This window comes from Streptoverticillium olivoreticuli subsp. olivoreticuli, from assembly GCF_003391135.1.
Classification (GTDB): Bacteria; Actinomycetota; Actinomycetes; order Streptomycetales; family Streptomycetaceae; genus Streptomyces; species Streptomyces blastmyceticus.
This window is the reverse complement of the sequence record NZ_CP031455.1, coordinates 2,535,461-2,557,393: the sequence shown is the minus strand read 5'-3', so window position 1 is coordinate 2,557,393 and position 21,933 is coordinate 2,535,461. Positions and strand designations below refer to the sequence as shown.

At 71.4% G+C, this 21,933-nt stretch carries 21 protein-coding genes; 17 read left to right on the top strand and 4 right to left on the bottom strand.

Annotated features, from left to right (window positions below):
• Nucleotides 1-15: 15 nt before the first annotated feature.
• Nucleotides 16-693, bottom strand: coding sequence for a VC0807 family protein (locus DXZ73_RS10600; RefSeq protein ID WP_116210757.1), 678 nt, complete (start codon nucleotides 691-693; stop codon nucleotides 16-18).
• 215 nt (nucleotides 694-908) lie between these two features.
• On the opposite strand from DXZ73_RS10600, the gene DXZ73_RS10595 reads away from it, so the two are divergent.
• The 12 genes from DXZ73_RS10595 to DXZ73_RS10535 all read left to right on the top strand — a co-directional run bounded on the left by DXZ73_RS10595 (nucleotide 909) and on the right by DXZ73_RS10535 (nucleotide 13,607).
• Nucleotides 909-1,451, top strand: coding sequence for a hypothetical protein (locus DXZ73_RS10595; RefSeq protein ID WP_116210756.1), 543 nt, complete (start codon nucleotides 909-911; stop codon nucleotides 1,449-1,451).
• Nucleotides 1,452-1,617: 166 nt separating this feature from the next.
• Nucleotides 1,618-2,529: a pyridoxal 5'-phosphate synthase lyase subunit PdxS gene (gene pdxS, locus DXZ73_RS10590; RefSeq protein ID WP_116210755.1), complete on the top strand. Its 912-nt coding sequence runs from the start codon at nucleotides 1,618-1,620 to the stop codon at nucleotides 2,527-2,529.
• Between the two features lie 84 nt (nucleotides 2,530-2,613).
• Nucleotides 2,614-3,261 carry a pyridoxal 5'-phosphate synthase glutaminase subunit PdxT gene (pdxT, locus tag DXZ73_RS10585; protein WP_116210754.1) on the top strand — a complete coding sequence of 216 codons (648 nt, stop codon included), beginning with the start codon at nucleotides 2,614-2,616 and terminating at the stop codon, nucleotides 3,259-3,261.
• 87 nt (nucleotides 3,262-3,348) lie between these two features.
• Nucleotides 3,349-4,101 (top strand): YebC/PmpR family DNA-binding transcriptional regulator, encoded by a 753-nt coding sequence (locus DXZ73_RS10580; RefSeq protein ID WP_116210753.1) that lies wholly within the window; start codon nucleotides 3,349-3,351, stop codon nucleotides 4,099-4,101.
• Nucleotides 4,102-4,246: 145 nt separating this feature from the next.
• On the top strand, nucleotides 4,247-4,810 hold the full coding sequence (gene ruvC, locus DXZ73_RS10575; RefSeq protein ID WP_116210752.1) for a crossover junction endodeoxyribonuclease RuvC: 564 nt from the start codon (nucleotides 4,247-4,249) through the stop codon (nucleotides 4,808-4,810).
• The gene (ruvA, locus tag DXZ73_RS10570) at nucleotides 4,807-5,436 is read left to right on the top strand and encodes a Holliday junction branch migration protein RuvA (protein ID WP_116210751.1); all 630 of its coding nucleotides are present in this window, start codon (nucleotides 4,807-4,809) and stop codon (nucleotides 5,434-5,436) included. The genes ruvC and ruvA overlap by 4 nt, the downstream gene beginning before the upstream one ends.
• 95 nt (nucleotides 5,437-5,531) lie before the next feature.
• Nucleotides 5,532-6,602, top strand: coding sequence for a Holliday junction branch migration DNA helicase RuvB (gene ruvB / locus DXZ73_RS10565; protein ID WP_116210750.1), 1,071 nt, complete (start codon nucleotides 5,532-5,534; stop codon nucleotides 6,600-6,602).
• Between the two features lie 163 nt (nucleotides 6,603-6,765).
• Nucleotides 6,766-7,257: a preprotein translocase subunit YajC gene (yajC, locus tag DXZ73_RS10560; protein ID WP_116210749.1), complete on the top strand. Its 492-nt coding sequence runs from the start codon at nucleotides 6,766-6,768 to the stop codon at nucleotides 7,255-7,257.
• A 148-nt stretch (nucleotides 7,258-7,405) separates the two neighbouring features.
• Nucleotides 7,406-9,199, top strand: coding sequence for a protein translocase subunit SecD (secD, locus tag DXZ73_RS10555; protein WP_116210748.1), 1,794 nt, complete (start codon nucleotides 7,406-7,408; stop codon nucleotides 9,197-9,199).
• Nucleotide 9,200: 1 nt separating this feature from the next.
• Complete coding sequence (secF, locus tag DXZ73_RS10550) at nucleotides 9,201-10,316, top strand: protein translocase subunit SecF (RefSeq protein ID WP_116210747.1); 1,116 nt, start codon at nucleotides 9,201-9,203, stop codon at nucleotides 10,314-10,316.
• On the top strand, nucleotides 10,313-10,879 hold the full coding sequence (locus tag DXZ73_RS10545) for an adenine phosphoribosyltransferase (RefSeq protein ID WP_205519149.1): 567 nt from the start codon (nucleotides 10,313-10,315) through the stop codon (nucleotides 10,877-10,879). Before secF ends, DXZ73_RS10545 begins: the two co-directional genes overlap by 4 nt.
• Before the next feature lie 175 nt (nucleotides 10,880-11,054).
• On the top strand, nucleotides 11,055-13,607 hold the full coding sequence (locus DXZ73_RS10535; protein WP_116210746.1) for a RelA/SpoT family protein: 2,553 nt from the start codon (nucleotides 11,055-11,057) through the stop codon (nucleotides 13,605-13,607).
• Nucleotides 13,608-13,694: 87 nt separating this feature from the next.
• Here the strand turns inward: DXZ73_RS10535 and DXZ73_RS10530 are convergent, their stop codons facing one another.
• Nucleotides 13,695-14,924, bottom strand: coding sequence for a DUF349 domain-containing protein (locus DXZ73_RS10530; protein WP_116210745.1), 1,230 nt, complete (start codon nucleotides 14,922-14,924; stop codon nucleotides 13,695-13,697).
• Nucleotides 14,925-15,197: 273 nt separating this feature from the next.
• Entirely contained in the window at nucleotides 15,198-16,019 is an 822-nt protein-coding gene (locus tag DXZ73_RS10525) for a peptidylprolyl isomerase (protein ID WP_116210744.1), read from the bottom strand.
• Between the two features lie 185 nt (nucleotides 16,020-16,204).
• Between DXZ73_RS10525 and DXZ73_RS10520 the strand changes: the two genes are divergently transcribed.
• The 4 genes from DXZ73_RS10520 (at nucleotide 16,205) to DXZ73_RS10505 (ending at nucleotide 20,352) form a co-directional block, all read left to right on the top strand.
• Entirely contained in the window at nucleotides 16,205-16,927 is a 723-nt protein-coding gene (locus DXZ73_RS10520) for an MBL fold metallo-hydrolase (protein WP_116210743.1), read from the top strand.
• An 11-nt stretch (nucleotides 16,928-16,938) separates the two neighbouring features.
• On the top strand, nucleotides 16,939-18,201 hold the full coding sequence (hisS, locus tag DXZ73_RS10515) for a histidine--tRNA ligase (RefSeq protein ID WP_116210742.1): 1,263 nt from the start codon (nucleotides 16,939-16,941) through the stop codon (nucleotides 18,199-18,201).
• A gap of 58 nt (nucleotides 18,202-18,259) precedes the next feature.
• Entirely contained in the window at nucleotides 18,260-18,910 is a 651-nt protein-coding gene (locus DXZ73_RS10510) for a vitamin K epoxide reductase family protein (protein ID WP_116210741.1), read from the top strand.
• An 83-nt stretch (nucleotides 18,911-18,993) separates the two neighbouring features.
• The gene (locus DXZ73_RS10505) at nucleotides 18,994-20,352 is read left to right on the top strand and encodes a replication-associated recombination protein A (protein WP_116210740.1); all 1,359 of its coding nucleotides are present in this window, start codon (nucleotides 18,994-18,996) and stop codon (nucleotides 20,350-20,352) included.
• Between the two features lie 31 nt (nucleotides 20,353-20,383).
• On the opposite strand, the gene DXZ73_RS10500 is transcribed toward DXZ73_RS10505, so the two are convergent.
• Nucleotides 20,384-21,115 (bottom strand): DUF2470 domain-containing protein, encoded by a 732-nt coding sequence (locus DXZ73_RS10500; protein WP_116210739.1) that lies wholly within the window; start codon nucleotides 21,113-21,115, stop codon nucleotides 20,384-20,386.
• A 188-nt stretch (nucleotides 21,116-21,303) separates the two neighbouring features.
• Between DXZ73_RS10500 and rpsD the strand changes: the two genes are divergently transcribed.
• Nucleotides 21,304-21,918, top strand: a complete 615-nt coding sequence (rpsD, locus tag DXZ73_RS10495; RefSeq protein WP_116210738.1) for a 30S ribosomal protein S4 — start codon at nucleotides 21,304-21,306, stop codon at nucleotides 21,916-21,918.
• Nucleotides 21,919-21,933: the final 15 nt, after the last annotated feature.

The window sequence follows — 21,933 nt, the reverse complement described above, 5'->3', positions numbered from 1 at the left end:
GCCCCGGGGCCCCGCTCAGACCCTGCTGGGAGCCTCTTCCAGGCGCTCCCGGCTGCCGGGCCCGGCGGTACCGAACAGGGACCGGCCGTGCCGGGCCCGGAAGCGCCTGCTGCGCCGCACCGTGGCCACGATCACCAGGCCCAGCAGGGTGAAGGACTGTATCCGCCCGACCAGCGGCACCACGTCGACCGGCAGCGTCAGCGCCAGCACCGTGCTCAGGGCCGCGTCGAGGAGCTGCACGCAGCCCCAGAGGGTGGTGAGCCCGCGCAGGGCGCTGCGGTACTCCGGCATCTCGTGCCAGGCGCGCTCGGCGTCCTCCACCGCGGCTCCGGTGCGCAGGCGCTCACCGAAGCGGAACGCGAAGGGCCGTGCGGCGAGGAGCGTGGCCAGGATCCACAGCCCCAGCAGCGCGGGCAGCGCGGCGTCCTTCAGCAGCAGCACCCGTGGATTCCCGCTGATCAGTGAGGTCGCGGCCGAGACGGCGAGCAGTCCCACGACGAACAGGTCGAAGAATTCGAGGCGTCGGCGGAGGACGGCCGTGCCGAGCGCGTGGGCGGCCGGGACCACACTGCTGAGCAGGAGGGCCTGCCACTGGGCCGCGCCCTGCGCCCGCAGTATGTAATACACCGCGAGCGGCAGCGCGATATTGACGGCCAGGGGGACGAGCAGGGCTCGCCTGGAGTGCGATTCCATGAGGTGCCTCCGTGGGTGTGGCGTCCTGCTCCCGAAGTTAGGCGCGGCCCGGGTGGAGGCGGATCGGCGCCAGGGTCGAGTCCGGGTGGATGTCCGCGCGTCACCGCTCCACCCCTGGGTGGAGCGGTCGGGGGCGCCCGCGGCGGGCGCGACGGACCGGCGGCTTCGAGCCGGGCGCGGAGCCGGCCGGGCGGTGAGCGGTAACGTGGGCCCGCGTGACCACTTTGATCTGGATCGTCGCCGCGCTCGTCGTCATCGGCGTCTATCTGAGCTGGACCGCCGGCCGGCTGGACCGCCTGCACAGCCGTATCGACGCCGCGCGCGCCGCGCTGGACGCGCAGCTGCTGCGGCGTGCCTCGGTCGCCCAGGAGCTCGCCACCGCCGGGGTCCTCGACCCGGCGGCCTCGATCGTGCTCTACCAGGCCGCGCACGCCGCCCGGCAGGCGGAGGAGGAGCACCGCGAGGTCGCCGAGAGCGAACTGAGCCAGGCGCTGCGCGCGGTGTTCGCCGAGGCGCCGCAGGTCGAGGCGGTGCGGGCGGCGCCCGGTGGTGAGGAGTCGCTCGGGGAGCTGACCGCGGCGGTCCGCAGGGTGCCCATGGCCCGGCGCTTCCACAACGACGCGGTCCGCGCCGCACGGGCGGTCCGTACGCACCGGGTGGTGCGGTGGTTCCGGCTGGCGGGGCACGCGCCGTTCCCGCTCGCCTTCGAGATGGACGACGAGCCGCCGGTCGCGCTGGGCGCCGGGGCCCACGACTGACCCTCGGGCCCGGTGGCACCGGGCCCGAGGCGGCCCGACCGGGGTGAATCCGCCTGTCACGGCCGCCCCGACAAGCCACCGGCCTCGGATTGGCCCTTTTTCCCGGGCCGAGGTGGCCGCTTGTATGAGGGAGCAGCATCACCGCCCTTGATAGCGAGGTCACAACGTGTCCAGCACGTCCCCCAGCACCACCACCCCCGAGACCGGCACCGCGCGCGTCAAGCGCGGCATGGCCGAGCAGCTCAAGGGCGGTGTGATCATGGACGTCGTCACGCCCGAGGAAGCCAAGATCGCCGAGGACGCGGGCGCGGTCGCGGTCATGGCCCTCGAGCGGGTGCCCGCTGACATCCGCAAGGACGGCGGCGTGGCCCGGATGTCCGACCCGGACATGATCGACGGCATCATCAACGCGGTCTCCATCCCGGTGATGGCCAAGTCCCGCATCGGTCACTTCGTCGAGGCCCAGGTGCTCCAGTCCCTCGGCGTCGACTACATCGACGAGTCCGAGGTCCTCACCCCGGCCGACGAGGTCAACCACAGCGACAAGTGGGCCTTCACCACCCCCTTCGTCTGCGGTGCCACCAACCTGGGCGAGGCGCTCCGCCGGATCGCCGAGGGCGCGGCCATGATCCGCTCGAAGGGCGAGGCCGGCACCGGCAACGTCGTGGAGGCCGTGCGCCACCTGCGTCAGATCAAGGGTGAGATCGCCCGTCTGCGCGGCTACGACAACAACGAGCTGTACGCCGCCGCCAAGGAGCTGCGCGCCCCGTACGAGCTCGTCAAGGAGGTCGCCGAGCTCGGCAAGCTGCCGGTCGTGCTGTTCTCCGCCGGTGGTGTCGCCACCCCCGCCGACGCCGCGCTGATGCGCCAGCTCGGCGCGGAGGGCGTGTTCGTCGGCTCCGGCATCTTCAAGTCCGGTGACCCGGCCAAGCGCGCCGCGGCCATCGTGAAGGCCACCACCTTCTACGACGACCCGAGCGTCATCGCGGACGTGTCCCGCAACCTGGGCGAGGCCATGGTCGGCATCAACTGCGACACCCTCCCCGAGTCGGAGCGCTACGCCAACCGCGGTTGGTAGTCCCGTCGTCCCGAACGTGAACCGGTGGGCGGCCCGCAGCTGCGGGCCGCCCACCGGCCGTCCCCGTGTTGAGAGGTACTCACCGTGTCCACCGCCGACAGCCCCGTCATCGGCGTACTCGCCCTCCAGGGTGACGTCCGCGAGCACCTGATCGCCCTCGCCGCGGCCGACGCCGTCGCGCGCCCGGTCCGCCGGCCCGGGGAACTCGACGGCCTCGACGGCCTGGTGATCCCCGGTGGCGAGTCCACCACCATGTCCAAGCTGGCCGTCGCCTTCGGGATGCTGGAGCCGCTGCGCGAGCGCGTACGGGCCGGGCTGCCCGTCTACGGCACCTGCGCCGGCATGATCATGGTCGCGGACAAGCTCCTGGGCGGCCGGGAGGACCAGGAGACGCTGGGCGGCATCGACATGATCGTGCGCCGCAACGCCTTCGGCCGCCAGAACGAGTCCTTCGAGGCGTCCGTCGAGGTCTCCGGCATCGAGGGCGGCCCCGTCGAGGGCGTCTTCATCCGTGCCCCCTGGGTCGAGTCCGTCGGCGCGGCCGCCGAGGTGCTCGCCACCTACGACGGTCACACCGTCGCCGTGCGGCAGGGCAACGTGCTCGCGACGTCCTTCCACCCGGAGCTCACCGGCGACCACCGTGTGCACGCGCTGTTCGTGGAGATGGCCCGTGACCACGCCCGTGCGGAGCTCGCCCCGGGCGGCAGGGGCGCGTGCGTCACCGCCGCGTGAGGGGTGGTGGTTGGGAGACCGGTGGGCCGATCCCGGTAGGATCACAGTCGTTCGTTCAGAATTTGGTTACGCGAAGGAGACAGGCGGATGTCCGGCCACTCTAAATGGGCTACGACTAAGCACAAGAAGGCCGTGATCGACGCCAAGCGCGGCAAGCTCTTCGCGAAGATGATCAAGAACATCGAGGTCGCCGCCCGCACCGGCGGCGCCGACCCGGCCGGCAACCCGACGCTGTTCGACGCCATCCAGAAGGCGAAGAAGAGCTCGGTCCCGAACAAGAACATCGACAGCGCCGTCAAGCGCGGTGCCGGTCTCGAGGCGGGCGGCGCCGACTACGAGACGATCATGTACGAGGGTTACGGCCCGAACGGTGTCGCCGTGCTCATCGAGTGCCTCACCGACAACCGCAACCGCGCCGCCTCCGACGTCCGCGTCGCCATGACCCGCAACGGCGGCTCGATGGCCGACCCGGGCTCGGTGTCCTACCTCTTCAACCGCAAGGGCGTCGTGATCGTCCCCAAGGGCGAGCTCACCGAGGACGACGTCCTCGGCGCGGTCCTGGACGCGGGCGCCGAGGAGGTCAACGACCTCGGTGAGTCCTTCGAGGTCCTCAGCGAGGCCACGGACATGGTCGCGGTCCGCAGCGCGCTCCAGGAGCAGGGCATCGACTACGACTCCGCCGAGGCCAACTTCGTGCCCACCATGCAGGTGGAGCTCGACGAGGAAGGCGCGCGCAAGATCTTCAAGCTGATCGACGCGCTGGAGGACAGCGACGACGTGCAGAACGTCTTCGCCAACTTCGACGTCTCCGACGAGGTCATGGCCAAGGTCGACGCCTGACGCAGGCGCGCACCACGGGCTCACCGACGGGCCGACGGGACACCACCCGTCGGCCCGTCGGCGTGATCCGCCGTTGTCAGTGGCAGCCGATAGCCTGCGACAGCAGCAGGAACACACGGTCGTACGGCGAAGGGGAGGGCACGCGATGCGGGTGCTGGGGGTGGACCCGGGGCTGACCCGGTGCGGCATCGGCGTGGTCGAGGGCGTCGCCGGACGGCCGCTGCGCATGCTCGGCGTGGGCGTCGTCCGCACCCCCGCCGACGCCGAGGTCGCCGACCGCCTCGTCCTCATCGAGCGCGGCATGGAGCAGTGGCTGGACGAGCACCGCCCCGAATTCGTGGCCGTGGAGCGGGTCTTCAGCCAGCACAACGTGAGCACGGTGATGGGCACCGCACAGGCCAGCGCCGTCGCCATGCTCTGCGCGGCCCGCCGCGGGCTGCCCGTCGCCCTGCACACCCCCAGCGAGGTCAAGGCCGCCGTCACCGGCTCGGGCCGGGCCGACAAGGCGCAGGTCGGAGCCATGGTCACCCGCCTGCTCCGGCTCGACGCGCCCCCCAGACCGGCGGACGCCGCCGACGCCCTCGCCCTGGCCATCTGTCATATCTGGCGGGCCCCCGCGACCAACCGCCTCCAGGAGGCAGTCGCCGCCCACCGCCGCACCACGCGCCCGCAGGACGCGGCCGTACGAACCCTGAAGGGCAGCGCATGATCGCCTTTGTCTCCGGCCCGGTCGCGGCCCTCGCCCCCGACACCGCCGTCGTCCAGGTCGGCGGCATCGGCATGGCCGTCCTGTGCACACCGAACACCCTCTCCGGCCTCCGGATCGGCCAGGAGGCCAAGCTCGCGACCTCCCTCGTGGTGCGCGAGGACTCCCTCACCCTCTACGGCTTCGCCGACGACGACGAGCGGCAGGTCTTCGAGCTGCTCCAGACCGCCAGCGGCGTCGGCCCGCGCCTCGCCCAGGCCATGCTCGCCGTGCACTCCCCGGACGCCCTGCGCCGCGCCGTCTCCACCGGTGACGAGAAGGCGCTCACCGCCGTGCCCGGCATCGGCAAGAAGGGCGCGCAGAAGCTGCTCCTGGAGCTCAAGGACCGTCTCGGCGAGCCGGTCGCCCCCGCCGGCGCCGCGCGACCGGGCGCGGGCGCCCCCGGGGCGGTGGGCTGGCGCGAGCAGCTGCACGCGGCGCTCGTCGGCCTGGGGTACGCGGCCCGGGAGGCGGACGAGGCGGTCACCACCGTGGCGCCGCAGGCCGAGGCGACGGTCGCCGCGGGCGGCGTGCCTCAGGTGGGGCAGCTGCTGCGCGCGGCCCTCCAGACCCTGAACCGGGCCCGGTGACCCGATGACCGCCGACCGGGGCCCCGGCCCTCAACTGCCGCGCGGGCTTGGACAAACGCCCGACCTCGACCGTCACGAATCGTGAGGCACCACCCGTGAACTGGGAAGACGACTCCGCACCCACCGCGGCCGACAGGCTGGTCGGCACCACCGCCGACGGCGAGGACCAGGCCGTCGAGGCCGCCCTGCGCCCGAAGGACCTCGGCGAGTTCGTCGGCCAGGAGCGCGTGCGCGAGCAGCTCGACCTCGTCCTGAAGGCCGCGCGCGCCCGTAACGCCACGGCCGACCACGTCCTGCTGTCCGGCGCCCCCGGGCTCGGCAAGACCACCCTCTCGATGATCATCGCGGCCGAGATGGGCGCCCCCATCCGCATCACCTCCGGCCCCGCCATCCAGCACGCCGGCGACCTCGCCGCGATCCTGTCCTCCCTCACCGAGGGCGAGGTGCTCTTCCTCGACGAGATCCACCGCATGTCCCGGCCCGCCGAGGAGATGCTCTACATGGCGATGGAGGACTTCCGGGTCGACGTCATCGTCGGCAAGGGCCCCGGAGCCACCGCCATCCCCCTGGAGCTGCCGCCCTTCACCCTCGTCGGCGCCACCACCCGGGCCGGGCTGCTGCCGCCCCCGCTGCGCGACCGCTTCGGCTTCACCGGGCACATGGAGTTCTACGCCCCCGCCGAGCTCCAGCGGGTCATCCACCGGTCGGCCCGCCTGCTCGACGTCGAGACCGACGTGGAGGGCGCGGCCGAGATCGCGGGCCGCTCCCGGGGCACCCCCCGCATCGCCAACCGCCTCCTGCGCCGCGTCCGCGACTACGCCCAGGTCAAGGCCGACGGCGTCATCACCCGGGAGATCGCCGCACAGGCACTCGACGTCTACGAGGTCGACGCCCGCGGCCTCGACCGGCTGGACCGCGCCGTGCTGACCGCGCTGCTCAAGCTCTTCGGCGGCGGCCCCGTCGGCCTGTCCACCCTCGCCGTCGCCGTGGGCGAGGAGCGCGAGACGGTCGAGGAGGTCGCCGAGCCCTTCCTCGTGCGCGAAGGACTGCTCGCCCGTACGCCCAGGGGCCGCGTCGCCACGCCCGCGGCCTGGGCGCACCTCGGTCTGGAGGCGCCGCGGCGGCCGGCGGGCGGGGCCGCAGGACCGGGGCTGTTCGACGCGTGACGGCGCGTGGGCTGGTCCGGTCAGGAACCCCGGTGCCATGCTGAGCGTTGTTCCCTAGGCGCGGACTCGCTTAGACTCCGCCGATGCCGTCCGTATCGGTGCGGCATACCACCCCCGTAGACCAGGCCGCGCCTCCGTGGTCGTGTGAAGGAAACCCCGTCCCGTGAATATCATGACTCTCCTGCCGTTCATCGTGCTTATCGGGGCCATGTTCCTGATGACCCGGTCGGCCAAGAACAAGCAGCGCCAGGCGGCCCAGATGCGCGACCAGATGCAGCCGGGCACCGGCGTGCGGACGATCGGCGGCATGTACGCCACCGTCAAGGAGGTCAACGACGACTCGGTCCTCCTCGAGATCGCCCCGGGCGTGCACGCCATCTTCGCGAAGAACTCCATCGGTGCCGTCCTCCAGGACGACGAGTACAACCGCATCGTCCACGGCATCGAGCCCGACGAGTCCGAGACCCCTGTCGTCCCGGACGACGCCTCGTCGCTGACCGAGGCCGACACTCCGGCCGACACGAAGATCGACCTCGGCAAGGAGACCCCCGCCGAGGACAAGGCCGACAAGGTCGAGAAGGCCGACGAGGCGGGCACGACCGAGGCCGGGGACGCCAAGCGGGACGGCAAGCCGGGCGACACCGACGCCAAGTAGCACCACCCGGGAACCGCGGAGCACTCACCGATCAGTGCGCCGCGGTTCCCTTTCGGTCTAGGCTCCGGCGGGGGCAGGTCCCCACAACACTTCGTGGCCGTCCGGGAAACACCCGACGCCGGGCGGTTGGACAGGGAGAAACGACAAGGTGGCAGCACCGAAGAAGGGCCGCAGGTCCCCGGGCGGCCAGGGCAGGCCGGGCCGTGTCCTGGCCCTGATCCTGATCGCCATGGTGGCGCTCACCGGGGGGATGTTCGCCTCCGGGCGCACCACACCGCGGCTGGGTATCGACCTCGCGGGTGGCACCAGCTTCACGCTGAAGGCCAAGAACGAACCCGGCAAGCCCAATGCGATCAATGACACCAATATGAACACGGCCGTCGGCATCATCGAGCGGCGTGTCAACGGCCTCGGTGTCAGCGAGGCCGAGGTTCAGACGCAGGGCCGCGACCACATCGTCGTGAACATCCCCAAGGGGACGAACGCGGAGCAGGCCCGGCAGCAGGTCGGTACGACCGCCAAGCTGGGCTTCCGGCCCGTGCTGAGCGTCGCCCCCGGTGCCAAGGCGCCCGAGCCCAACACCAGCCCCTCCGCCGGGGGCAAGGACAAGGGCGACAAGAGCGGTGACAAGAGCAAGGACGACAAGAACAAGCCGTCCGGCTCCCCCTCGCCCTCCGCGAGCACCCAGGGCCGCGCCGTCACCGACGCGCTGAAGGCCGACGCCGCCACCACCCCGAGCGCCTCCGCCTCCGCGGGCACGGACGACAAGGGCGCCAAGAAGGACGACAAGTCCAAGCAGGACACCAACCCCTCGCCGGCCCCCGCCGACGTCGCCGCGCTCCAGAAGAAGCTCGACGCGCTGGACTGCTCCACCAAGGAAGGCCGCTCCGCCGCGAGCGAGGCCGCCGCCCGCTCCGCCGTGACCGACACGATCGTGGCGTGCAAGAAGGACGGCTCCGCCAAGGAGATCCTCGGCCCGGTGTCCGTCGAGGGCACCGGCGTCAGCAGCGCCTCCGCCGTCTTCGACAGCCAGCAGGGCCGCGGCTGGATCGTCCAGCTGAAGTTCACCTCCGGCGGCTCCAAGAAGTTCGCCGACGTGACCGGCCAGCTGGCCACCAAGCAGTCCCCGCAGAACCAGTTCGCGATCGTCCTGGACGGCGAGGTCGTCTCCGACCCCTCCGTGTCCACTTCGATCAACGGCGGCCAGGCGGAGATCAACGGCGGCTTCACCCAGCAGAGCGCCCAGGACCTGGCCAACGTGCTGTCCTACGGCTCCCTGCCGCTGTCCTTCAGCGTCGAGACCGAGACGACCGTCACCGCCGCGCTCGGCGGCGAGCAGCTGCGCGCCGGCCTCATCGCCGGTGCCATCGGCCTCGCCCTGGTCATCATCTACCTGGTGGCCTACTACCGCGGTCTCGCGCTCGTCGCCCTCGCCAGCCTCCTGTGCTCCGCGATCCTCACGTACGTGATCATGGTGCTGCTGGGGCAGGCCATCGGCTTCGCGCTGAACCTGCCGGCCGTCTGCGGTGCCATCGTCGCGATCGGCATCACCGCCGACTCCTTCATCGTCTACTTCGAACGCATCCGTGACGAGATCAGGGAGGGCCGGACGCTGCGCCCGGCCGTCGAGCGGGGCTGGCCGCGTGCCCGCCGCACCATCCTGGTCTCCGACTTCGTGTCCTTCCTCGCCGCCGCGGTGCTCTTCATCGTCACCGTCGGCAAGGTGCAGGGCTTCGCGTTCACCCTCGGTCTGACCACGCTCCTCGACGTCGTCGTGGTCTTCTTCTTCACCAAGCCGCTGATGACGCTCCTCGCCCGCCGTAAGTTCTTCGCCAGCGGCCATCCGTGGTCCGGGCTGGACCCCAAGCGGCTCGGCGCCAAGCCGCCGCTGCGGGGCTCCCGCCGTCGCCCCTCCGCTCCCGTCGACCCCAAGGAGGCGTGAGATGTCCAAGCTCGGCAACCTCGGCGCCCGGCTCTACCGCGGTGAGGTCGGCTACGACTTCGTCGGCAAGCGGAAGATCTGGTACGGCATCTCGATCCTCATCACGATCACGGCCATCGTCGGCCTGGCCGTGCGCGGCCTGAACATGGGCATCGAGTTCTCCGGCGGCGCGGTCTTCACCACGCCCACGACCTCCGTCTCGGCCGAGCAGGCCAAGCGGACGGCCGAGGACACCTCGGGGCACCCCGCCATCGTCCAGAAGCTCGGCAACAACACGCTGCGCGTCCAGGTCAGCGAGCTGACCACCGAGCAGTCGCGGACGACGCAGGCGGCGCTGGCCAAGAAGCTCGACGTCCCGCTGAACAAGATCAATGCCGATATCGTCGGCCCCAGCTGGGGCGACCAGATCGCCAACAAGGCCTGGACGGGCCTGGCGGTCTTCATGATCCTCGTGGTGATCTATCTGGCGATCGCCTTCGAATGGCGCATGGCGATCGCCGCCCTCATCGCCCTGATCCACGACCTCACCATCACCGTCGGCGTCTACGCCCTGGTGGGCTTCGAGGTCACCCCGGGCACGGTGATCGGTCTGCTGACCATCCTCGGTTACTCCCTCTACGACACCGTCGTCGTCTTCGACGGTCTGAAGGAGAGCTCGAAGGAGATCACCAAGCAGACCCGCTGGACCTACAGCGAGATCGCCAACCGCAGCCTCAACGGCACCCTGGTGCGCTCCATCAACACCACTGTCGTGGCGCTGCTGCCGGTCGCCGGCCTGCTCTTCATCGGCGGCGGCTTCCTGGGCGCGGGCATGCTCAACGACATCTCCCTCGCCCTCTTCGTCGGCCTCGCGGCCGGTGCGTACTCCTCGATCTTCATCGCGACCCCGCTGGTCGCCGACCTCAAGGAGCGCGACCCGCAGATGCGGGCCCTGGCCAAGCGGGTGGCGGCCAAGCGCGCCGCCGCGACCGCCAAGGCCGAGTCCGGCGAGGGCGAGCCGCAGGACGAGGAGTCCTACGGCGAGGAGCCGGAGGACGCGGCCCCGGCGGGCATCGTCCGCCAGGCCACCCCCCGCAACCGCGGCGGCCGCGGCCGTCCCTCGGGGAAGCGCCGATGAGCGCCGTGGAGGTCGGCATGACCGACGAGAAGCTGCGTGAGGCGCTGCTCGCGCACATCCACGATGTGCCGGACTACCCGAAGCCGGGCGTGATGTTCAAGGACATCACCCCGCTGCTCGCCGACGCCAAGGCGTTCGGTCTGCTCACCGACACCTTCGCCGAGCTCTGCGAGCGCCTCGGCGCGACCAAGGTCGTCGGCCTGGAGGCCCGCGGGTTCATCCTGGGCGCCCCGGCCGCCGTCCGCGCCGGCATCGGCTTCATCCCCGTGCGCAAGGCGGGCAAGCTCCCCGGCGCCTGCCTCGCGCAGTCGTACGAGCTGGAGTACGGCACCGCCGAGATCGAGATGCACGCCGACGCCGTGGGCCCGGGCGACCGGGTGCTGGTCATCGACGACGTGCTGGCCACCGGCGGCACGGCGGAGGCGGCGCTCCAGCTGATCCGCCGGGCCGGCGCCGAGGTCGCGGGCGTCGCCGTGCTGATGGAGCTCGGCTTCCTCGACGGCCGTCGGCGACTGGCCGAAGGCCTCGGCGACGCGCCGCTGGAGGCACTGATCACGCTCTGACCCGTACGGGACGGCAACGACGCGATCGACGACGCGGGGCGGGCACCGGGAACATCCGGTGCCCGCCCCGCGTTCGTGCTCGGCACCACCCGGCCGCGCGGCAGCCACGCCGCCCGGCTCGATACCATGGCAGTCCGGACCTGAACGGGGGGCCGGACCCGCATGAGGAGTGCTCTTGCCAGACGAGGCCCAGCCGCTCACCGCCGCACAGCCGGACAAGCCGTCTCCCGAGGCCGCGGCGGCCACGGGCACGCCCCAGGGCCGCCCCGACAGCGCGGCTGAGCCCGAGGGCCGCACGGCTCCCGAGGACCCCAAGGGTCCCGCGGCCGACGCGCGGACGGCCCCGGCGCCCGCCGCCGCCGGCAAGGCGGCCGTCGTGCCCGCGGGTGCCTCACCCGTCCGGCCCACCGCCCCGCAGGGACCCGCCCCGCGCTCCGGCTCCTCCAGCCGGGTCCGGGCCCGCCTCGCCCGCCTGGGCGTCCAGCGCTCCAGCCCGTACAACCCGGTGCTCGAACCGCTGCTGCGCGTCGTCCGCGGGAACGACCCCAAGGCCGACACCGCCACCTTGCGGCAGATCGAGCGCGCCTATCAGGTCGCCGAGCGCTGGCACCGCGGACAGAAGCGCAAGAGCGGCGACCCGTACATCACCCACCCCCTCGCGGTGACCACGATCCTCGCCGAGCTGGGCATGGACCCGGCCACGCTGATGGCGGGCCTGCTGCACGACACCGTCGAGGACACCGAGTACGGCCTGGACACCCTGCGCCGTGACTTCGGCGACCAGGTCGCCCTGCTGGTGGACGGCGTCACCAAGCTCGACCGGGTCAAGTTCGGCGAGGCGGCGCAGGCCGAGACCGTGCGCAAGATGGTCGTCGCCATGGCCAAGGACCCGCGCGTCCTGGTCATCAAGCTCGCCGACCGCCTGCACAACATGCGCACCATGCGCTACCTCAAGCGGGAGAAGCAGGAGAAGAAGGCCCGCGAGACGCTGGAGATCTACGCCCCGCTGGCGCACCGGCTGGGCATGAACACCATCAAGTGGGAGCTGGAGGACCTCGCCTTCGCGATCCTCTACCCCAAGATGTACGACGAGATCGTCCGCCTTGTCGCCGAGCGCGCCCCCAAGCGGGACGAATACCTGGCCATCGTCACCGACGAGGTCCAGGCCGACCTGCGCGCCGCCCGGATCAAGGCCACCGTCACCGGCCGCCCCAAGCACTACTACAGCGTCTACCAGAAGATGATCGTGCGGGGCCGCGACTTCGCCGAGATCTACGACCTGGTGGGCATCCGCGTCCTCGTCGACACCGTCCGCGACTGCTATGCGGCGCTCGGCACCGTCCACGCCCGGTGGAATCCGGTCCCTGGGCGGTTCAAGGACTACATCGCGATGCCGAAGTTCAACATGTACCAGTCGCTGCACACGACGGTCATAGGTCCCAGCGGCAAGCCCGTAGAGCTGCAGATCCGCACCTTCGACATGCACCGGCGCGCGGAGTACGGCATCGCCGCGCACTGGAAGTACAAGCAGGAGGCCGTCGCCGGGGCCTCCAAGGTCCGCACCGACGTCCCCAAGAACGCCGGGAAGAACCAGGACACCGTCAATGACATGGCCTGGCTGCGGCAGCTCCTGGACTGGCAGAAGGAGACCGAGGACCCGGGCGAGTTCCTGGAGTCCCTGCGCTTCGACCTCTCGCGCAACGAGGTCTTCGTCTTCACGCCCAAGGGCGATGTCATAGCGCTCCCGGCCGGGGCCACCCCGGTCGACTTCGCCTACGCCGTCCACACCGAGGTCGGCCACCGCACCATAGGCGCCCGGGTCAACGGCCGTCTCGTCCCGCTCGAATCGACCCTGGACAACGGCGACCTGGTCGAGGTCTTCACCTCCAAGGCGCCCGGCGCCGCCCCGTCCCGCGACTGGCTCGGCTTCGTCAAGTCACCGCGCGCCCGCAACAAGATCCGCGCCTGGTTCTCCAAGGAGCGCCGCGACGAGGCCATCGAGCAGGGCAAGGACGCCATCGCGCGCGCCATGCGCAAGCAGAACCTGCCGATCCAGCGGATCCTCACCGGCGACTCGCTGGTCACCCTCGCGCACGAGATGCGCTACCCCGACATCTCCTCCCTCTACGCCGCCATCGGCGAGGGCCACGTCGCGGCGCAGGGCGTCGTGCAGAAGCTGGTCCAGGCCCTCGGCGGCGAGGACGCGGCCACCGAGGACATCGAGGAGTCCGCGCCCATCCGCGGCCGCTCCAAGCGGCGTTCCAGCGCGGACCCCGGCGTGGTCGTCAAGGGCGTCGACGACGTGTGGGTGAAGCTGGCCCGCTGTTGTACGCCGGTGCCCGGCGACCCGATCATCGGCTTCGTCACCCGGGGCAACGGCATCTCGGTGCACCGCGCCGACTGCGTCAACGTCGACTCGCTCTCGCAGCAGCCCGAGCGGATCATCGAGGTCGAGTGGGCGCCGACCCAGTCGTCGGTCTTCCTCGTCGCCATCCAGGTGGAGGCGCTGGACCGGTCCCGGCTGCTGTCGGACGTCACCCGCGTCCTGTCCGACCAGCACGTCAACATCCTCTCCGCCGCCGTGCAGACCTCCCGCGACCGGGTGGCCACCTCGCGCTTCACCTTCGAGATGGGCGACCCCAAGCACCTGGGGCACGTCCTCAAGGCGGTGCGGGGCGTGGAGGGTGTCTACGACGTCTACCGCGTGACCTCCGCCCGCAGGCCGTAGCCGGCGCGGACATCGGGGAAGCGGACATGAGTAAGGGGCTCCGGCCATAGCCGGAGCCCCTTACTTCCTACTTCATGTGACGGCTTCTCAGCCGCCGAACTCCTCCAGGCCCTTCAGGGCCTGGTCCAGCAGCGCCTTGCGGCCCTCCAGCTCCTTGGTGAGCTTGTCGGCCTTGGCGTCGTTGCCCGCGGCACGCGCCTTGTCCGCCTGCTCCTGCAGCTTGTCGACCGCGGCCTGCAGCTGCCCGGTCAGACCGGCCGCGCGCGCCCGTGCCTCCGGGTTGGTACGCCGCCACTCGCTCTCCTCGGCCTCCTGGAGCGCGCGCTCGACGGTGTGCATCCGGCCCTCGATCTTCGGCCGGGCGTCCCGCGGCACGTGGCCCACGGCCTCCCAGCGCTCGTTGATCGAACGGAACGCCGCCCGCGCCGCCTTGAGGTCCGTCACCGGCAGCAGCTTCTCCGCCTCGGTGACCAGCTCCTCCTTGCGGGTGAGGTTGACCTGCTGCTCGGCGTCGCGCTCGGCGAACACCTCGCCGCGCGCCTGGAAGAAGACGTCCTGCGCGCCGCGGAAGCGGGCCCACAGCTCGTCCTCCGCCTCGCGCTGGGCGCGCCCGACGGCCTTCCAGTCCGCCATCAGCTCGCGGTAACGCGCGGCCGTCGGGCCCCAGTCGGCCGACCCGGAGAGCGACTCGGCCTCGGCGACCAGCTTCTCCTTGGCCTTGCGGGCCTCCTCGCGCTGGGCGTCCAGCGACGCGAAGTGCGCCTTGCGCCGCTTGGAGAACGCCGAGCGGGCGTGCGAGAAGCGGTGCCACAGCTCGTCGTCCGCCTTGCGGTCCAGCCGCGGCAGGCCCTTCCAGGTGTCGACCAGGGCGCGCAGCCGCTCGCCGGCCGACCGCCACTGCTCGCTCGCGGCCAGCTCCTCGGCCTCGGCGACCAGTGCCTCCTTCGCCGTGCGGGCCTCGTCGGACTGCTTCGCCTTGGCGGCCTTGCGCTCCTCGCGGCGCGTCTCGACCGTCGCGACGAGCTTGTCGAGCCGGACGCGCAGCGCGTCCAGATCGCCGACCGCGTGGTGTTCGTCGACCTGCGTCCGCAGGTGGTCGATCGCGGTCGTCGCGTCCTTGGCCGACAGGTCGGTGGTCCTGACCCGGCGCTCGAGGAGGCCGATCTCGACGACCAGGCCCTCGTACTTGCGCTCGAAGTAGGCGAGTGCCTCGTCGGGGGAACCCGCCTGCCACGAGCCGACGACCTGCTCGCCGTCGGCGGTACGCACGTACACAGTCCCCGTCTCATCGACGCGGCCCCATGGGTCGCTGCTCACAGCGCCTCCTCCACATGATGCCGGGGCCGGTGCGCGGCCCCTCGGGCATCGTCCACAGTTGTTCCGGCAGGGCCGCGCCCTGACCGGTCCGACGGCTTGATCGATTGGGTGCGGGCAGCCGTCGGATCAGGCACCCTACACAACGCCAACATAGGCGACCGGTGGCCCGGCTGTCCGTATCCCGCGCGACCGAAATTTCGCCGTGCGCAGGCCCGGAAGGCCCCGGTGGCGAGGCGGGAGGGCGGCCGCGGACGGCGAATACCCCGGCGGGGCTCAGGACTTGGCCACGGTCGCCTTGTCGATCGTGACGGTCGCGTTGGGCGCGCCGTCGGGGGCGCCGCCCTGCACACCCGCGTCGGCGATCTTCTTGAGCACCTTCATGCCGTCGGCGCCGATGGTGCCGACCGGGGTGTACTTCGGGTCCAGCTTGCTGTCCTGGTAGACGAGGAAGAACTGGCTGCCGCCGGAGTCCGGCTGGCCGGTGTTGGCCATCGCGACCGTGCCCGCCGGATAGATCCCGTCCTTGATCCGGGTGTCCTTGAGGTTCTCGTCCGGGATCGTGTAGCCGGAGCCGCCCGTGCCGTTGCCCTTGGGGTCGCCGCACTGGAGGACGTAGATGTTGGCGTTGGTGAGCCGGTGGCACGAGCTGTGGTCGTAGAACCCCTCGCCGGCCAGGAAGTTGAACGAGTTCACCGTGTGCGGCGCCTTGTCGGCGTCGAGCTTGATGTCGATGCCGCCGCAGGTGGTCTTCAGATCCATCGCGTACGAGGCCGACTTGTCGACGGCCATCGCGGGCTCCGACTTCCACGACTTGGCGGAGGGCGAGCCCGGGGCCGCCTTGGCGCACGGGTCCGGGCCCTTGCTCGGCGGCGTGGAGCTGTCCGGCGCCGCGGCGTCCGTGGTGTCCTTCCCGCCGCCGCCGGACAGCGCGCCCGTGGCGTACGCGGTCGCGCCCGCGGCCAGCACCACGGCCAGGCCCGCGGCGATCACCGCGTTCCGGCGGCGCGCCTTGCGGCGGGCCGCCTCGCGGCGCTCCTGCTGCCGCTCGAACTTCTCCCGGGCGAGCTGCCGCCGCCGCTGCTCGTTACTGACCACCGGGTCGTCTCCTCGTGGCGTCTGGTCCATGGTGGATCCGGATGTTGCGGGGTGTGCCCGTACCGTATACGGGTTCGCTGTGACGGGAGTGCCGCCGGTAGGCTCTGTACCGGCCGGGGTTCCCCGCCGGGGAGTCCCCGCCGGTCCACTGCTGGAATTCTGCTGGTCGATCATTAAGGACGAATGTGCTTATCGCCGGGTTCCCCGCCGGGGCCTGGGGCACCAATTGCTATCTGGTCGCCCCGGCCGCAGGCGAGGAGTGCGTGATCATCGACCCGGGCCACCAGGCCGCCCAGGGCGTCGAGGAAGCGCTCAGGAAGCATCGGCTCAAGCCCGTCGCCGTCGTCCTCACCCATGGACACATCGACCATGTCGCCTCGGTCGTCCCGGTGTGCGGCGCCCACGACGTCCCCGCCTGGATCCACCCCTCGGACCGCTACATGATGAGCGACCCGGAGAAGGCCCTCGGCCGCTCCATCGGGCAGCCCCTCATGGGCGAGCTGACCGTGGGGGAGCCGGACGACGTCAAGGAGCTCACCGACGGCGCCCGGCTGGACCTCGCCGGGCTGGAGTTCTCCGTCGCGCACGCGCCCGGCCATACCAAGGGGTCGGTGACCTTCCGGCTGCCCGAGACCTCCGACGTGCCGTCGGTGTTCTTCTCGGGCGACCTGTTGTTCGCCGGCTCCATCGGACGCACCGACCTGCCCGGCGGCGATCACGCCGAGATACTCCGGTCGCTGGCACGCGTGTGCCTGCCCCTGGACGACTCGACCGTGGTGCTGTCCGGCCACGGCCCCCAGACCAGCATCGGCCGCGAGCGCGCCACCAACCCGTACCTGCGGGACCTGGCAGAAGCGCGCCACGGCCTCGGAGGCGGCGCCACCGCCCCTCCGCGACGAGGAATGTGAAGATTTTTCCCGTGAGTACGTTCAAGGCCCCCAAGGGCACCTACGACCTGACCCCGCCCGACTCCGCGGTCTACCTCGCGGTGCGCGAGGCCATCTCCGCGCCGCTCAAGCGCTCCGGGTACGGCTATATCGAGACCCCCGGCTTCGAGCAGGTCGAGCTGTTCTCCCGCGGTGTGGGCGAGTCCACCGACATCGTGACCAAGGAGATGTACACCCTCACCACGCGCGGCGGCGACCAGCTCGCGCTGCGCCCCGAGGGCACCGCCTCCGTGCTGCGCGCGGCCCTGGAGGCCAACCTGCACAAGGCCGGCAACCTCCCGGTCAAGCTCTGGTACTCCGGCTCGTACTACCGCTACGAGCGCCCGCAGGCCGGCCGCTACCGGCACTTCTCGCAGGTCGGCGCCGAGGCCATCGGCGCCGAGGACCCGGCGCTCGACGCCGAGCTGATCATCCTGGCCGTCGACGCCTACAAGTCGCTGGGCCTGAGCAACTTCCGGCTGCTGCTGAACTCCCTCGGTGACAAGGAGTGCCGCCCCGCCTACCGCGACGCGCTCCAGTCCTTCCTGCGCGGCCTGGACCTCGACGAGGACACCCGGCGCCGCATCGAGATCAACCCGCTCCGGGTCCTCGACGACAAGCGCGAGGCCGTGCAGAAGCAGCTCGTCGGCGCCCCGATGCTCCGCGACCACCTCTGCGAGGCGTGCAAGGAGTACCACGAGCGGGTGCGCGAGCTGCTGACCGCGGCGGGCGTCGCCTTCGAGGACGACGAGAAGCTGGTCCGCGGCCTGGACTACTACACCCGCACCACCTTCGAGTTCGTCCACGACGGCCTCGGCTCGCAGTCCGCGGTGGGCGGCGGCGGCCGCTACGACGGCCTGTCCGAGATGATCGGCGGACCGGCGCTGCCGTCCGTCGGCTGGGCGCTCGGCGTCGACCGCACGGTGCTGGCGCTCAAGGCCGAGGGCATCGAGCTCGACCTGCCCGCCGCGACGCAGGTCTTCGCCGTGCCGGTGGGCGACGAGGCCCGGCGGGTGCTGTTCGGCCTCGTGACCGAGCTGCGCCGCGCCGGTGTCGCCACCGACTTCGCGTTCGGCGGCAAGGGCCTGAAGAACGCCATGAAATCGGCCAACCGCTCGGGCGCCCGCTTCGCGCTCGTCGCGGGCGAGCGGGACCTCGCCGATGGCATGGTGCAGCTCAAGGACCTGGAGACCGGCGAGCAGACACCCGTCGCCCTCGACGCGGTGGTGGGCGAACTCCTCACCAGGCAGGGCTGATTGCCGGGGCCCTGGTGCAGAATGGCCGCACGGACCGACTGATGGGATCAATGGCGCTATGACCACTTCGGCACTCGACCGCTCCGACACCGACGGCGAGGAGCGGGACGGCCCGGCCACGGGTTCCGTGGGCGGCGGCCGCGCGTTCTCCCTGCTGCTGGTCGTCACCGGTGCCATGGGGCTGCTGGCGTCCTGGGTCATCACGCTCGACAAGTTCGAGCTGCTCAAGGACCCGAACTTCGTCCCGGGGTGCAGCCTCAACCCGATCGTCTCCTGCGGCAACATCATGAAGAGCGAGCAGGCGGAGGCGTTCGGGTTCCCCAACCCGATGCTCGGTCTGGTCTGCTACGGCGCGATCATCGCGATCGGTCTCGCGCTGCTCTCCGGCGCCCGCTTCCCGCGGTGGTACTGGCTCGGCATGCAGGCCGGCTGCCTCTTCGGCGTCGGTTTCGTCAGCTGGCTGCAGTACGAGTCGCTGTACGTGATCGGCTCGCTGTGCCTGTGGTGCTGCCTCGCCTGGGTCGGCACGATCGTCATGTTCTGGTACGTGACCGTGCAGAACCTCCGCAGTGGCTTCATCCCCGCCCCGCGGGCGCTGCGGAGCGCGCTGCTGGAGTTCCACTGGGTGATCCCGGTGCTGCACATCGGCATCATCGGCATGCTGATCCTCACCAAGTGGTGGGACTTCTGGACCGGCGGCACCGCCTGACCGCCGCCCTCCGCGCCTGAACGAACGCCGTCGGACCTCTGGGTCCGGCGGCGTTGTCAGTGTGGTGGCATAGGGTTTCGGGCGTGGAACCCGACCTCTTCACCGCAGCCGCCGAGGACCGCCAGGAGAAAGACCCGGCGAGCAGTCCGCTGGCCGTCCGGATGCGCCCGCGGACCCTCGACGAAGTCGTCGGCCAGGGCCACCTCCTCAAGCAGGGTTCCCCGCTGCGCCGGCTCGTGGGGGAGGGGAGCGGCGGTCCTGCCGGGCCGTCCTCGGTGATCCTCTGGGGCCCGCCGGGCATCGGCAAGACGACCCTGGCCTATGTCGTCAGCCAGGCCACCAACAAGCGCTTCGTGGAGCTGTCCGCGATCACCGCCGGGGTGAAGGAGGTGCGGGCCGTCATCGACGGCGCCCGCCGCGCCTCGGGCGGTTACGGCAAGGAGACCGTCCTCTTCCTGGACGAGATCCACCGCTTCAGCAAGGCCCAGCAGGACTCCCTGCTGCCCGCCGTCGAGAACCGCTGGGTCACCCTGATCGCGGCCACCACGGAGAATCCGTATTTCTCGATCATCTCGCCCCTGCTGTCCCGCTCCCTGCTGCTGACCCTCCAGGCCCTCACCGACGACGACCTGCGCGGGCTGCTGCGCCGCGCGCTCACCGACGAGCGCGGCCTGGGCGGCGCGGTGACGCTGCCGGAGGACGCCGAGGGGCACCTGCTGCGGATCGCCGGAGGCGACGCGCGGCGGGCGCTGACGGCCCTGGAGGCGGGCGCGGGTTCGGCCATCGCCAAGGGCGAGGCCGAGATCACCCTGGAGACGCTGGAGGAGGCCGTCGACCGCGCGGCCGTGCGCTACGACCGCGCCGGGGACCAGCACTACGACGTCGCCAGCGCCCTGATCAAGTCGATCCGCGGCTCCGACGTGGACGCCACCCTGCACTACCTGGCCCGGATGATCGAGGCGGGGGAGGACCCGCGGTTCATCGCCCGGCGGCTGATGATCTCCGCGAGCGAGGACATCGGCCTGGCCGACCCCACCGCGCTCCAGACGGCGGTCGCCGGTGCGCAGGCCGTCGCGCTGATCGGCTTCCCGGAGGCCCGGATCGTGCTCGGCCAGGTGGCCGTGGCGCTCGCGCTCGCGCCCAAGTCCAACGCGGCGTACCTCGCGATCGACGCGGCCCTCGCGGACGTCCGGGCGGGCCTCGCCGGGCCAGTGCCCCCGCACCTGCGCGACGGGCACTACAAGGGGGCCGAGAAGCTCGGCCACGCGCAGGGCTATCTCTACCCCCACGACCTGCCCGGCGGCATCGCCGCCCAGCAGTACGCGCCGGACGCGATCCACGGCAAGCGCTACTACGAGCCGACGCGGTACGGCGCGGAGGCGCGCTACGCGGACGTGGTGGAGCGGGTCCGCAAGCGGCTGCGGGGCGAGTCGGAGGGCTGAGCACCGGCCCACCCCTGAAGGCCGCGCCGGCTCATTCCTCCGCGGCGTCGAAGAGGGCGTGCATCGCCTGCCGCAGGGAGGCGATGTCCCGCACCGGCTCGGGGAATTCGAAGCGCACGTCGAAGGACCGGTCGGCCGCCGTGCCCTCGCCGTGCGCGGCGGTGAACCGCACGCGCAGCCCGAAGCGGTCCAGGGAGAGCGGCACGGCCCGGTCACGGGCGCAGCGCGGCCGCCGCTCGCCGAGGAGCGAGCTCAGCGCGCGCACCTGGTCGCCGTGCGAGGAGTACAGGTGCTGGAGCAGCTCCGCCTCGTGCTCGACCAGGGGGTCGGGGTGGGCGCGGGCGAAGTCGTCCGGTTCGACGCTCTCCGCACCCCACAGGTCGTCCACGCTGCTCTCGCCGACCTCCAGCCGCAGCATCATCCGGCCGGGCTCGGTCACCCCGGGCACCGAGGTCACCCAGCCGGAGAGCCAGGCGCGGCCCCGGATCCGGTTGGGCACGGAGACCGGCGCGACGTCGGTGATCTCCAGCACGGCGGCCAGCTCGTCGTCCTGGGCGTGCGTGGCGGCGCGTACGACCGGTGAATCCGCGGGGAAGACCAGGAACACCTCGCCGTCCGGCCCCACGCTGCGGGCCTCGGGCGCGAGCAGTTCGGCGGGCAGTGCGGTGCCCGCGCCGGTCCCGCCCGTCAGCCCGGGGATCAGCAGTACCGCGGAGCATGTACTCTGTACGAGAGTTCGTGTGCGCTCGGCTGCTGACGGCATCCGCGCGATTTCAAGTCCGCTGGGACGCGGCTGACCACGATCTGATCGGACCTCCGTCGCGTCGACGCCATCAGTTGCGTCGGCCTCTTTCGTGCTGTCCGTGATGTGACTGGTGTTCCCCGGACGAGACATGCGATCTCCTTGAGTAAGGTGAGCCTAACCTAACCCACAACGGAGGTCTGGAGAACGTGCCTAACCAGTCGCGTCCCAAGGTCAAGAAGTCTCGTGCGCTCGGCATCGCGCTGACGCCGAAGGCCGTCAAGTACTTCGAGGCCCGCCCCTACCCGCCGGGCGAGCACGGCCGTGGCCGCAAGCAGAACTCGGACTACAAGGTCCGTCTGCTCGAGAAGCAGCGTCTGCGCGCCCAGTACGACATCAGCGAGCGCCAGATGGCCCGCGCCTACGACCGTGCCAAGAAGGCCGAAGGCAAGACGGGCGAGGCCCTGGTCGTCGAGCTCGAGCGCCGCCTCGACGCGCTGGTCCTGCGTTCGGGCATCGCCCGCACCATCTACCAGGCCCGCCAGATGGTCGTCCACGGCCACATCGAGGTCAACGGTGGCAAGGTCGACAAGCCGTCGTTCCGCGTCCGTCCCGACGACGTCGTGATGGTCCGCGAGCGCAGCCGCGCCAAGCACCCGTTCCAGGTCGCCATGGCCGGTGGCTACGACACCGAGGGCGAGACCCCGCGCTACCTGCAGGTCAACCTGCCGGCGCTGGCCTTCCGCCTGGACCGGGAGCCGAACCGCAAGGAGATCCCCGTGATCTGCGACGAGCAGCTCGTCGTCGAGTACTACGCCCGCTGATCCTGCGGAAGTAGC

Coding starts and splice junctions, on each gene's coding strand:
- DXZ73_RS10545 (WP_205519149.1), top strand. CDS start 10,313: ATGAGCGCCGTGGAGGTCGGCATGACCGACGAGAAGCTGCGTGAGGCG.
- secF (WP_116210747.1), top strand. CDS start 9,201: ATGTCCAAGCTCGGCAACCTCGGCGCCCGGCTCTACCGCGGTGAGGTC.
- DXZ73_RS10580 (WP_116210753.1), top strand. CDS start 3,349: ATGTCCGGCCACTCTAAATGGGCTACGACTAAGCACAAGAAGGCCGTG.
- ruvA (WP_116210751.1), top strand. CDS start 4,807: ATGATCGCCTTTGTCTCCGGCCCGGTCGCGGCCCTCGCCCCCGACACC.
- ruvC (WP_116210752.1), top strand. CDS start 4,247: ATGCGGGTGCTGGGGGTGGACCCGGGGCTGACCCGGTGCGGCATCGGC.
- DXZ73_RS10510 (WP_116210741.1), top strand. CDS start 18,260: ATGACCACTTCGGCACTCGACCGCTCCGACACCGACGGCGAGGAGCGG.
- DXZ73_RS10500 (WP_116210739.1), bottom strand. CDS start 21,115: ATGCCGTCAGCAGCCGAGCGCACACGAACTCTCGTACAGAGTACATGC.
- DXZ73_RS10600 (WP_116210757.1), bottom strand. CDS start 693: ATGGAATCGCACTCCAGGCGAGCCCTGCTCGTCCCCCTGGCCGTCAAT.